This window comes from Citrobacter sp. wls826 (genome assembly GCF_005281245.1).
In the GTDB taxonomy this organism is placed as follows: Bacteria; Pseudomonadota; Gammaproteobacteria; order Enterobacterales; family Enterobacteriaceae; genus Citrobacter; species Citrobacter braakii.
In genome coordinates, this window is record NZ_SZWS01000048.1 from 1,210 (window position 1) to 1,472 (window position 263).

General features: G+C 59.3%; 1 protein-coding gene. It reads right to left on the reverse strand.

What is annotated here, in order from left to right; all coding sequences use genetic code 11:
- A partial coding sequence (locus FDW87_RS22290) for an MATE family efflux transporter (protein ID WP_252363110.1) occupies window positions 1–263 on the reverse strand: 263 nt, incomplete at both ends.

Here is a 263-nt window from a genome sequence, read left to right on the forward strand (position 1 = left end):
CGCCGGGTCGATGTTATGCATGGAGCGAATAATGTATCCCGCGTTCCAGAGCACGATCATAATCAGAATGGAGACGCTGCCCGCCAGCCAGAAACCCTGGCGTATTTGATGGGCAATGCGATCGCGGCGCCCGGAACCATTGAGTTGCGCAATCACTGGCGTCAAGGCCAGCAGCAGTCCGTGACCAAACAGAATGGCCGGCAACCAGATAGATGTGCCAATGGCGACGGCCGCCATGTCCGTGGCGCTGTATCCGCCCGCCA